Annotated in this window: 10 protein-coding genes; 7 read left to right on the forward strand and 3 right to left on the reverse strand. The window is 44.6% G+C overall.

Going from position 1 to position 12,280, the window contains the following annotated elements:
- Positions 1-45 precede the first annotated feature (45 nt).
- Entirely contained in the window at positions 46-411 is a 366-nt protein-coding gene (locus FTD44_RS13200; protein WP_129019743.1) for a CoA-binding protein, read from the reverse strand.
- An 89-nt stretch (positions 412-500) separates the two neighbouring features.
- On the opposite strand from FTD44_RS13200, the gene FTD44_RS13205 reads away from it, so the two are divergent.
- Genes FTD44_RS13205 through FTD44_RS13215 form a run of 3 tightly spaced genes read left to right on the forward strand, consistent with a single transcriptional unit; the run spans position 501 to position 3,143 of the window.
- Positions 501-1,205 (forward strand): uroporphyrinogen-III synthase, encoded by a 705-nt coding sequence (locus FTD44_RS13205; RefSeq protein ID WP_222166886.1) that lies wholly within the window; start codon positions 501-503, stop codon positions 1,203-1,205.
- 24 nt (positions 1,206-1,229) lie between these two features.
- Positions 1,230-2,273, forward strand: coding sequence for a uroporphyrinogen decarboxylase (hemE, locus tag FTD44_RS13210; protein WP_222166887.1), 1,044 nt, complete (start codon positions 1,230-1,232; stop codon positions 2,271-2,273).
- 27 nt (positions 2,274-2,300) lie between these two features.
- Positions 2,301-3,143: an ion transporter gene (locus FTD44_RS13215; protein WP_317196840.1), complete on the forward strand. Its 843-nt coding sequence runs from the start codon at positions 2,301-2,303 to the stop codon at positions 3,141-3,143.
- Here FTD44_RS13215 and FTD44_RS13220 read toward each other — a convergent pair.
- Positions 3,122-4,204 (reverse strand): cytochrome-c peroxidase, encoded by a 1,083-nt coding sequence (locus tag FTD44_RS13220; protein ID WP_129019739.1) that lies wholly within the window; start codon positions 4,202-4,204, stop codon positions 3,122-3,124. The two genes, FTD44_RS13215 and FTD44_RS13220, sit on opposite strands and share 22 nt — an antisense overlap.
- The gene (locus FTD44_RS13225) at positions 4,201-4,800 is read right to left on the reverse strand and encodes a hypothetical protein (RefSeq protein ID WP_222166888.1); all 600 of its coding nucleotides are present in this window, start codon (positions 4,798-4,800) and stop codon (positions 4,201-4,203) included. Before FTD44_RS13225 ends, FTD44_RS13220 begins: the two co-directional genes overlap by 4 nt.
- 256 nt (positions 4,801-5,056) lie before the next feature.
- Here FTD44_RS13225 and FTD44_RS13230 point away from each other — a divergent pair, with 256 nt between their 5' ends.
- From FTD44_RS13230 to FTD44_RS13245, 4 genes are all read left to right on the forward strand, one after another.
- Entirely contained in the window at positions 5,057-7,600 is a 2,544-nt protein-coding gene (locus FTD44_RS13230; RefSeq protein ID WP_222166889.1) for a T9SS type B sorting domain-containing protein, read from the forward strand.
- A gap of 241 nt (positions 7,601-7,841) precedes the next feature.
- Positions 7,842-10,340: a PKD domain-containing protein gene (locus FTD44_RS13235; protein WP_222166890.1), complete on the forward strand. Its 2,499-nt coding sequence runs from the start codon at positions 7,842-7,844 to the stop codon at positions 10,338-10,340.
- A gap of 86 nt (positions 10,341-10,426) precedes the next feature.
- The gene (locus FTD44_RS13240) at positions 10,427-11,578 is read left to right on the forward strand and encodes a PQQ-binding-like beta-propeller repeat protein (protein WP_222166891.1); all 1,152 of its coding nucleotides are present in this window, start codon (positions 10,427-10,429) and stop codon (positions 11,576-11,578) included.
- Positions 11,579-11,688: 110 nt separating this feature from the next.
- Complete coding sequence (locus tag FTD44_RS13245) at positions 11,689-12,276, forward strand: thioredoxin family protein (RefSeq protein ID WP_222166892.1); 588 nt, start codon at positions 11,689-11,691, stop codon at positions 12,274-12,276.
- Positions 12,277-12,280 lie beyond the last annotated feature (4 nt).

A 12,280-nucleotide genomic window follows, 5' to 3' on the forward strand; every position in this document is an offset into this window, starting at 1 on the left:
TCATATAAGCAAAGGCAGAGATATATCTCTGCCTTTGCTTATATATTAATATTGCCCTGTACTGAGCAGTACCAGTGTACAGGCTTCCTGTGGTATAATGCCTGCTGCACGAGCCATTTCTTCCAGTTGCGGGTTTTCCGTGCCTGGATTAAACACAATACGTTTAGGATGGAGTGATAAAATATAGTCGTAATAAGATTGCTGATTAGCCGGATTCAGGTATAAGGTTACGGTATCTATATCCGTAAAATCAGGTCTTTCTTTACTGAAAGGTACATCCAGTACCTGGCCGGTTTCCTTACCGATGGCTACGACTTCATGACCGAATTCGCGCAGCATGCGAATGGCTTTGTTGCTATATCTTCCCAGGTTTTCGGAGGCGCCTAAAACCAGTGTTTTCTTCTGTGCCATGAGCTGATCTGTTTTGTTTCTACTAAAATACGCATTCTTTTTCGATGGCTCCACTTAAAATTATTGTAAATTCGCAGGCAATTTGACCGATGCATCGTCCTATACACATACTTAGTACAAAAGCCCTGCGTACTGCATCGCAGGACAGGGCTGCACAGGAGGGCATCCGACTGGAGATGCTGCCTTTTATCCGTATTGAGTATAGTAATGTGCCTGAACTCTTTGCTGCGCCAAAGAGCTGTATCACTGCCATCTTTACCAGCGTACATGCCGTAAAGGCTTATATGGGCATGGATGTGGCTATCCGGCCAGAGATAAAGGCAGTATGCTGTATTGCAGGTGCTACGGAACGGGAAGTGCACAGTGTATTGCCCAATGTACCTGTACTGGCATCCAGGCCTTATGCAGCAGAACTGGTCAGGGATATTGCACAACAGTATAAGGCTTCATGGTCTTCCTTGCATTTCTATTGCGGAGACCAGCGTATGCCGACTATACCGGAGGGCTTGACACAGGCGGGTATTCCTTTTGCAGAGCAGGTGGTATACCATACCATTGCCTGCCCGGAAAAGATTGATATGGTTTATGAGGGAATACTGTTTTTCAGTCCCAGTGCTGTGCATAGCTTTTTCAGCCTTAATGCGCTGCCGGAGCAGACAATAGCCTTTGCCATCGGAAATACCACAGCGGGGGCCTTGCAGCAATATACCGATCGTGTAGCCACTGCGCCGCAACCCGACGAAGAAGTATTGGTCGCTTATGCTATTGAATACTGTAAAGAGATAAAAAAGTAAATTATTTTATATAATCATTGATAAATGAAAAGAGATCAAAACATAAAGAACGACCTGATTATCCGCACCCTGATGGGAGAAGCTGTAGAGCGCACACCGGTATGGATGATGCGTCAGGCCGGACGTTACCTGCCGGAATATATTGCCCTGCGTAATAAATACTCTTTCTTCGAGCGTTGTCAGAATCCTGAGCTGGCTTGTGAGATTACCTTACAGCCGGTAGATATTGTTGGTGTTGATGCTGCTATCCTGTTTTCTGACATCCTGGTAGTACCACAGGCAATGGGGCTGGAGGTGCAGCTGATCGAAAAGCAAGGACCACTGTTGCCAGACCCGATCAAGACGGCTAAAGACCTGGAACGCGTGCGTGTAGCGGATGTAGATGAGACGCTTTCTTATGTATTTGATGCTATTAAACTGATCAAGCAAGAGCTGAATGGTCGAGTGCCGCTGATTGGCTTTGCCGGAGCGCCATGGACTTTACTGTGCTATATGGTGCAGGGTAAGGGCAGCAAGACTTTTGATGAAGCTAAAGCATTCTGTTATCAGCAACCGGAAGTGGCACACCAGTTATTGCAGATGATTACGGATACCACTATCGCTTATCTGAAAGGCCAGGTAGCTGCGGGTGCCGATACCTTACAGATATTTGACAGCTGGGGTGGTCTGCTGAGCAAACAGGATTTTGAAACCTATTCTTTATACTATATCCGCCAGATTGTTGCTGCGCTGAAAGATGAGGTGCCTACGATTGTGTTCGCGAAAGGAGCATGGGGTTCTCTGAAAGAAATGGCCGATACCGGAGCACATGGTCTGGGTATCGACTGGTGTATAGAGCCGCATATGGCCCGCCAGTTTGCAGGTGCTGACATTACCCTGCAAGGTAATTTCGACCCGGCTAAATTATTATCACCGATCCCGGTAATTGAAAAAGAAGTTACTGCGATGCTGAAAGCATTCGGTCCGGGCAGACATATTGCCAACCTGGGTCACGGTATATTGCCAAATGTACCGGTAGACCATGCTAAGGCATTTGTTGATACGGTTAAGAATTTCAGACACGCATAGCAGAGATAAATATTTTATATTTGTCTTGTGTTTACAAGAGAAAGACTGATACCTGAAGAAGGTTGGCGTAAAAAAGTATATCGGATAATTTACTACTCGGACACCCCGGCTGGTAAATTATTCGATATTGTTTTATTATGTGCTATCCTGCTGAGTGCTGTGCTCATCATCCTGGAATCACTACCGGGCAATTACAGCCGCAATTTCAATGTATTCTATACCGCTGAATGGGTGCTGACGATATTCTTCACGCTGGAGTATATGTTGCGCCTGATGTGTATTAAAAATAACCGTGCCTATGTGCTCAGTCCGCTGGGTGTTATAGATCTGCTGGCACTGATTCCTTTTTACCTGAGCCTTCTTTTTCCCGGGGCACATTTCCTGTTGCTCATACGGCTATTGCGCTTGCTGCGCGTATTCCGCATCTTCCGGCTGATGGAGTATCTTAAAGATGCGTCTTATATTCTTGAAGCCCTGCGTAACAGTTATCGTAAAATCTTTATTTTCCTGTTTTTTATCAGTATAATATCTGTAATTGTCGGTGCGCTGATGTATGTGGTCGAGCAGGGGGAGAACGGCTTTAAGAGTATACCCGAAAGCATTTACTGGGCAATAGTGACTATTACTACTGTCGGTTACGGAGATATCTCTCCGGTGACCCCGATAGGTAAGTTCTTTGCCATTGTACTCATGCTTTGCGGCTACAGTATTATAGCGGTGCCAACCGGTATTGTAAGCCAGGAGCTGCGCAGAAAGCAGCGAGCCGGTAAGCCTTGCTCCCGCTGCGGTAACCGCGATAATGACGGAGATGCCCGTTATTGTAAAATATGCGGAGAAAAAATGGTGGATCAGTCAGCCTCAAATGGATAAGGATCGCTGTAGGCTTTATTTCTGATGAGGGTAGAGTCGGTCATGGTTTTGAGAAATGCTACGAGGGCTTTACGGTCACTCTCCCCGAAATACACCCTGTTGGTCAGCATCATCATATGGTCATCCAGGTTGGGAGAACCGCCATTCACCTTATCGAAATAGAAATTAACCACCTCTTCCAGTGTTTTGAAGCGTCCGTCATGCATATATGGTGCCGTCAGGGCAATGTTACGCAGGGTAGGGACCCTCATTTTGCCTACATCTTTAGACAGCTTTGTCGTCTTGGCGATGCCGGAGTCCGGCTTCATATCCAGTCCGTTATTACGGAAAAAATTATCGGTCAGTAATACATCACTATGGCAGTGATTGCAGGATGCTCCATCGCTGAAGAACAGGTCCAGGCCACGTTCTTCTTCTTTGGTAAACACACTGGCATCGCCGCCGAAGAAGTAGCGGTCAAAGCGGGAATTGAAAGAGACGATGCTGCGCTCGAATTGTGCCAGAGCTTTCAGCACCAGGCTGCTGTCGATTTTAGTAGTGCCAAAGGCTTTGTAAAAGCGTTTGGGATAATCTGCATGTGATTGCAGGCGGGGCAGTATGATCGCCCAGCTGCTCGCCATTTCTATAGGATTGGTAATAGGATCATTGGCCTGTGCCTCCAGTGTTTTGGCACGGCCATCCCAGAACAGGAAATTACTCCAGGCCAGGTTTACCACAGACATGGATTGCTTTACACCTAGGTCGCCACGCACTCCGAAACTGAATTGTCTGGGATCGGAAAATGCATAAGCCTGCTGATGGCAGGCCGCACAGCTCATGGTACGGTTTTCGCTGAGGATACCATCATAAAAAAGGTAACGACCCAGCTCTACACCCTCCCTGGTCATTGGGTTTTCCTTAGGCATGGGCATAGGTTCAAAGTAGTCCGTTACAAACTCTGGTAATGCCGGTTGGAAGGGCGTTGGTTTGTAAGGAGTAGCTTTCTCTTTCTGCGTTGCACTCAGTAAAATGGTCAGCCCTGTCAGGAACAGGACCGCAATGGTTAATTTATGCCGTTTCATTCCGCCTCAAATTTACTTTTCGATACTTCTACAGCATGTCGTACCGCTTTAATGATCTTACCGTTTTCTAAAGGGGTATAACCTTGTTTTTTATAAAATCCTTTATGTCTTCTGCCATCGCCTACAACTACGATAGTAGGCATGCCCATACCACCGTAAAAGGCTACCTCATCTGCTCCATTGATAAAAAGCGCATCGGGGTTGAATTTGTTTTCCTTTACCCATTTCTTCGCCATTTTCTCTGTAGACTCATTTTCGTATACCGTCTGGTAGTACTTGATCTTACCGGGATATTTGGCTTTCAATGAGGCAACCACCTTTTCCAGGCCCTTGCCTGCGGTGATGCAGGGGCGGCAGTCGATCATGAAATACTCATGTATAATTACATAGCCGCTGTCCAGCATATTCCATAACTCTACCTTCTGCTGGTTAAGCACATTTGTATTTACCCAGTTTTTAGTATTGTAAATAGTCGATTCCGGAATGGAAAAGTTATGCGTATGGTCTTCTTCCTTCTGCTCGTAATCCTGCGCCAGTACTGTATTACTGAAGGAAACAGCCAACAGGAGTGAAAAAAGGCTTATATATTTTTTCATGATATTACAAAAATAAGACTTTTCGTACGAGATATCAAGCAATGAAAAATAGTGTTGCTTTTTGCCAACGAATTGATTCATAAAGCCGTCTACAAAAGAATGGGGTGCATTATCTCGATCGGGTATATATATTAAATATTACGGCAATAAGTCTTTTTTGTGTAATCTCTTTACTATTTTTACGCTTTCGGCGAATTGTATGCCGGATTACTGTCACGTGAAAACCATTGATAACTTAAAAACATAAATTTTGATTATGAACAAAATTTATTCCCTATTATTATGTGCTGTCTTATGTTGTATAGCAGGCATAAATGCATTTGCATCTCACGTTGTGGGAGGAGAACTTACTTATAAGTATATATCTTCTTCCGGAACCAATCACACTTATCAGCTGCAGTTCATCGTGTACGGTGACTGTAGCGGAGCTGCTTACAGCTCCTTTGCCTCAACTACTGCAGCAGGTATTAATATCTACAACAATGGTGTACAGCAGGGCGCTACTATTGACCTGCCACGTATCAATTCAGAAAGTGATATCCTGATCTCCCCTGTATGTGCTACCCAGCTGACCAGTACGACCTGTTCTCCTGGTGGAACGATTGTAGGGGTGAAAAAATATACCTTCCGTGGCAATATCGTCATTGCAGGTACTTCTGCTAACTGGAGATTTGCCTTCAATGGTAACCTGGTAAACGGTTCTTCTGCTGGTAGAACGTCTATCATCGATAACGTGACCAATATTGGTACCATGTATATCGGTGCTACACTGAACAATGTTGGGGGACAGAATAACTCACCGACATTTACTGCCGATCCTACACCGTTCTTCTGTATCGGTATTGCGAGTTCTTATGGCCTGGGTGCGGTAGAGACAGAAGGTGATGTGCTGACTTACAGCCTGGCACCGGCAATCAATGATCCTTTAGGTGCAACTACTGTAACGTATAATGTAACACCTACAGGTGGTACTGGTCCGTTCACTATTACGACTCCGTTACCTGCTGTACCGGGTACTTTCCTGTTTTCCGGTACTACCGGTCAGCTGGACTTTACGCCTGCAGCGATGACCTCAAGCACCAGCGGTGCCAACATCCGTGAGTGTACGGTGGTAAACAAAGTAACCGAAACCCGCAATGGGGTAGAAGTAGGTACTACTTATCGTGAAATGATGTTCGTATTATTAACGAACTGTAGCAATACAGCTCCGTCTACACCGGTATCCGGTGCACAGAACGGAGACCTGCTGCCAAGCACACCGAGCAGTGTTCAATTCGAAACCTGTGAGGCACAAACGGCAACATTTGCCTTTGATGTACCGGTAACAGATGCTCAGGGTGATAATGTTACCATTACGGCTACTAATATTCCTGCCGGTGCAGTGTTTAATGTAACCAACAATGGTACTCCTAACCCTACAGCACACTTCTCCTGGATTCTAAATACTGTAGCTGCGGGTACATACCAGTTCTTTATTACTTATAAAGACGATGGTTGTCCGATTTCCAGCATCAAAACAGTAACTTATACTGTTTATGTACTGCCGTTCAACGGAAACTTCCAGACGGGTTCTCAGCCACCGTGCCGCGATATGATCAATGGTAAAGCCTGGATCACTCAGCCGGCATCCGATACGGCCAAGTATAAAATTACCTGGATGGATCCTGCGTTCAATGTACTGCGCGCTGTGAACTTCACAAACCAGGGTGATACTTTCAAAAATATTGCTTCAGGTAACTATGTAGTTGAAGTAGAAAACTACCGTGGTTGTAAACGTAAATTCGATGTGATCGTAGATACGCCTACTTATAAAGCTAAATTTGAAGTAGACAGCATCATCTGTGTGAACACTAACCTGACCTTTAACCCTAACTTCCCGAATAATGATTTTGTAAGCTGGAGCTGGGATTTCGGTAACGGTGTTACCTCTAATATGCAAACACCTACTCATCAGTACCCTTACAGCGGTCATTACCTGATCAAAATGATTGGTGTTACCTCTCTGGGTTGTATTGATTCTTTCCAGCAATGGGTAACTGTAGATTCTGTAATGACACCTGAGTTCGTTCTGGATCGCAACACACTTTGTGCTGGTGAGCAAGTTCATGTTACTCCTGATTATGGCCTGAACCCTACCGGTGTATCATGGGATTTCGGTGATGGCGGTACGCTGCAAACCGGAGCGGTTACTGGTATGACTTATGCTTATACTACGCCTGGTACTTATCCGGTGGCTATGACTGTATCTTACAGAAGCTGTCCAGATATTACTTATACTAAGAACATTACGATCAGCAGCTATCCTCTGGTAGACCTGGGTAATGATACTGCTTTATGTTACCGTGGTGCGCCTATCACACTGGCTAACCAGGTTGTGAATACGGGTGTACTGTATCACTGGAATACGGGAGCAACAACATCAAGCATTCAGGCAACCGGTCCTGGCGTATACAGCCTGACGGCAACCAATAGTGCAGATTGTTCTACAACGGACAGTGTAACGATCCGTAAAGATTGTTATGTAGATATTCCGAATGCGTTCTCTCCGAACGGAGATGGAGTTAGTGATTACTTCTTCCCAAGAAGCCTGTTATCAAGAGGTGTAAGCAGCTTCGAGATGTCTGTATACAACCGTTGGGGAGAGAAAGTATTCCTGACTCAGAAGATCGACGGCCGTGGCTGGGATGGTCTGTACAGCGGCAAAGTACAACCTGCCGGTGTCTACATCTACGATATCAGTGTTAAGTTTAAAGATGGTACTGAAGAGCGTTACCAAGGTAATGTAACCTTAATCAGATAATTGCAATTTTAATATAAAAAACAAGAGCGCGGGATTTAATATCCCGCGCTCTTGTTTTTTATATACCAACCAAAGGCATTTTAACCTTGTCTTAATAAAAGGGAGAAGTATGATCCGGTTAGATGTTAAAAAAAAATGCCTGATATTATGATTTGCGCAACATTTTTTTTACTTTTACTCATTGCATTCATTGGTTTGTGCTTCACCATGCTTACCAATTCTATCAATATAAATCCATTTTATGAGAAAAGCATACGCTCAATTACTATGCACGATACTATGTCTCTTTGGAGGTATAAATGCATTTGCATCTCACATTGTAGGAGGTGAGATCACCTATAAATTTATTTCTACTACAGGGACCAATCATACCTACCAGGTACAGGTTATCATTTATGGTGATTGTAGCGGTGGTTCTTTCCCGTCCTTTACGGGCTCTACCTCTGCTGGTCTTAATATATACAAAGCTGGTGTACAGCAAGGTGCAGCGGTCAACCTGCCGCGCATTAATGCTGAAAGTGACATCCTGATTTCTCCTGTATGTGCTACTCAGCTGAGCAGTACAACCTGTTCCCCAGGTGGAACGATCGTAGGGGTGAAAAAATTTACTTTCCGTGGTAACATTGTAATTGCCGGTACGTCCAACGACTGGCGCTTTGCGTTTAACGGAGACCTGGTAAGTTCTACTGCGGGTAGAAGTGCCCTGATTCAAAATACTGTAGGTGCAAGCGGTACAACTATGTACATTGGCGCTACCCTGAATAATGTAAACGGTCCGAATACGACCCCTACCTTTACATCCGATCCTTCACCGTTTTTCTGTCTGAACATTCCTCAGAGCTATAGCCTGGGTGCGGTAGAAACAGAAGGTGACGGTTTAGCTTACAGCCTTGTTGGTGCCAATACCAATGCTGTTGGTACAACCAATATGACTTATGTAGCTGGTTATACCGCTACGACTCCATTACCTGCAGCGCCGGGTACTTTCCTGTTTTCCGGTACTACCGGTCAGACAGACTTTACGCCTAATGCACTGGTCAATTGTGTGGTTGTAAATAAAGTAACCGAGACCCGCAATGGGGTAGAAGTAGGTAGCTGTTGTCGTGAGATGTTATTCGTAATGTTACAGAACTGTGCGAATACCTCGCCGTCTACACCGGTATCCGGTGCACAGAACGGAGACCTGCTGCCAAGTACACCGAGCAGTGTTCAATTCGAAACCTGTGAGGCACAAACATCAACATTTGCCTTTGATGTACCGGTAACAGATGCTCAGGGTGATAATGTAACCATTACAGCCACTAATATTCCTTCCGGTGCAGTGTTTAATGTAACCAACAATGGTACTCCTAACCCTACAGCACACTTCTCCTGGATTCTGAATACTGTAGCTGCGGGTACATACCAGTTCTTTATTACTTATAAAGATGATGGTTGTCCGCTGTCGAGTATTAAGACGGTGACCTATACTGTTTATGTACTGCCGTTCAACGGAGATTTCCAGACCGGTTCTCAGCCTCCGTGCCGCGATATGATCAATGGTAAAGCCTGGATCACTCAATCAGCAACAGATACGGCTAAATATAAAATTACCTGGATGGATCCTGCGTTCAATGTACTGCGCGCTGTGAACTTCACTGATCAGGGTGATACTTTCAAAAATATTGCTTCAGGTAACTATGTAGTTGAAGTAGAAAACTACCGTGGTTGTAAACGTAAATTTGATGTGATCGTAGATACGCCTACTTATAAAGCTAAATTTGAAGTAGACAGCATCATCTGTGTGAACACTAACCTGACCTTTAACCCTAACTTCCCGAATAATGATTTTGTAAGCTGGAGCTGGGATTTCGGTAACGGTGTTACCTCTAATATGCAAACACCTACTCATCAGTACCCTTACAGCGGTCATTACCTGATCAAAATGATTGGTGTTACCTCTCTGGGTTGTATTGATTCTTTCCAGCAATGGGTAACTGTAGATTCTGTAATGACACCTGAGTTCGTTCTGGATCGCAACACACTTTGTGCTGGTGAGCAAGTTCATGTTACTCCTGATTATGGCCTGAACCCTACCGGTGTATCATGGGATTTCGGTGATGGCGGTACGCTGCAAACCGGAGCGGTTACTGGTATGACTTATGCTTATACTACGCCTGGTACTTATCCGGTGGCTATGACTGTATCTTACAGAAGCTGTCCAGATATTACTTATACTAAGAACATTACGATCAGCAGCTATCCTCTGGTAGACCTGGGTAATGATACTGCTTTATGTTACCGTGGTGCGCCTATCACACTGGCTAACCAGGTTGTGAATACGGGTGTACTGTATCACTGGAATACGGGAGCAACAACATCAAGCATTCAGGCAACCGGTCCTGGCGTATACAGCCTGACGGCAACCAATAGTGCAGATTGTTCTACAACGGACAGTGTAACGATCCGTAAAGATTGTTATGTAGATATTCCGAATGCGTTCTCTCCGAACGGAGATGGAGTTAGTGATTACTTCTTCCCAAGAAGCCTGTTATCAAGAGGTGTAAGCAGCTTCGAGATGTCTGTATACAACCGTTGGGGAGAGAAAGTATTCCTGACTCAGAAGATCGACGGCCGTGGCTGGGATGGTCTGTACAGCGGCAAAGTACAACCTGCCGGTGTCTACATCTACGATATCAGTGTTAAGTTTAAAGATGGTACTGAAGAGCGTTACCAAGGTAATGTAACTTTAATCAGATAAAATAGAGTGCCAGATATTGTTGCGCGCCTGTGGCGCGCAACAATATCTGGTTTACATGTAAATAAACAATTGAAAAACGACAATTAATGACAACATTGAAGCAAATAGTTCTAGGATCAGCAGCAGTGCTTTCTTTAGCGTTCAGCGTTACATCGTGTAAGAAATCCTATAGTGTTGACGGTCCGGAGACTTCTCCTTATGTGTCTTCTGTATATGCTGTAAATAGTAATAGAAGTGTACTGGCATTAGACCCTGCAACAGGTGCAAAACGATGGGAAACAAAGGTAGGTAGTGATGTATATGCTACTCCTGTAGTGATCTCCCGTAAATTGTACGTGGTTGATATTACCGGGAAGATCTACAGAATAGATCCGAAAAACGGTAAAATCGAGGCCTCTTCTTCACTGGGAGGAGCGGTTTATGGCACGCCACTTTCTTACGATCGTAAACTGATTATCCCGGTTGGCAATACCGTGAAAATGATTGACCCAACGGGCAACTTTACTACTGTTTGGAGCTATACCGCAACAGACCAGGTGAGGACCTCTCCAGCACTCAATGTTAGTAAAACAGATACCAACAAAAAAGTAGTCTTCTTTGCTGCGGGAACTAAAGTATACGCGCTGCAGGCCGATAATGGTGCGCAGATGTGGCAGACTTCCGTTTCCGGCGCGGGTAATTTCGCATCTTCGGTAAGTGCGGCAAATCGCAACTACCTGTATGTAGGAAATGATAACGGTAGTTTATATGCCCTGAATTCCAATGACGGCAGTACCTACTGGTCTTATCCTACCGGTTCTGCAATCAAGAGTTCTCCTATCTCTGTAGGTGGTAATATTATCGTGGGCAGTGATGACCGTAACCTCTACTCCGTAGATTCGGCAACAGGTCTGCTGCGCTGGAAATATACAGCTTCAGATCGTATCGCTTCTTCTCCTTTTGTATACAATCAGAATGTATACTTCGGATCTAACGATTACAACCTGTATGCGATCAACATCATTGATGGTACTTTGAAATGGAAGTTCCTGACCTTCAGTGTTATCAGCAGCTCTCCGTTTGCGTATAACAATACTTTATACTTCAACTCTTTTGATAAGAATGTATATGCGCTGAATAGTGAAGATGGCAGCCAGAAATGGAGCTATAACACCAATGCAACCATGAACGCATCTATGATCCTGGATACTATCTCCGGTAGCGTAGTACCGTCCATCAGCGGTAATTATCCTTACTAAGCATACAGATCTTTATACAGAGGCCGCAGCATATCATGCTGCGGCCTCTGTCTGTTTTGGTAATTAGTACTATCTTTGGCCTCTCAAAACATTGATATTAAAATAGATATATGAATATCTTTAAGACAGCCGTACAATCATACGATTATGCCTCATTCCTGCAATATGCAGAGGGGGTGATTGCAAAAAATGAAGCGAATCCGGAACTGGTTGCGAATGATAAATATGCATTTTATACCAAATTGAATTTTCAGCGTATGAAACGCTGGAATAAAACATTTACTCCGGATGCAGCATTGATTACAAAACTGAAAGCGCAGCCACAGCAAAGCTGGTGGGTGATCACCGAAGCCTGGTGTGGGGATAGTGCGCAGAATCTGCCCATAATTGCGGCTGTAGCTGCAGCGGCAGGTATTGAGTTGCGTATCGTGCTTCGTGACGAAAATGAGGCTATTATTGATGCTTATCTGACTAACGGGACCAGAAGTATTCCGATCCTGGTTGCTTTTGATGAAGAAGATAATCAGTTGTTTCGTTGGGGACCAAGACCGGCAGGAGCACAGGCACTGATGCTGGACTGGAAATCCAATCCTAATGGAAGAGATTTTGAAGCCTTTGAACTGGAAATGCATCAGTGGTATAACCACCATAAAGGAAAAGAACCGCAGGAAGAATTGCAGCATTGCTGGGTTAATTAAGACC

Source organism: Edaphocola aurantiacus, assembly GCF_019797745.1.
Lineage (GTDB): Bacteria > Bacteroidota > Bacteroidia > Chitinophagales > Chitinophagaceae > Edaphocola > Edaphocola aurantiacus.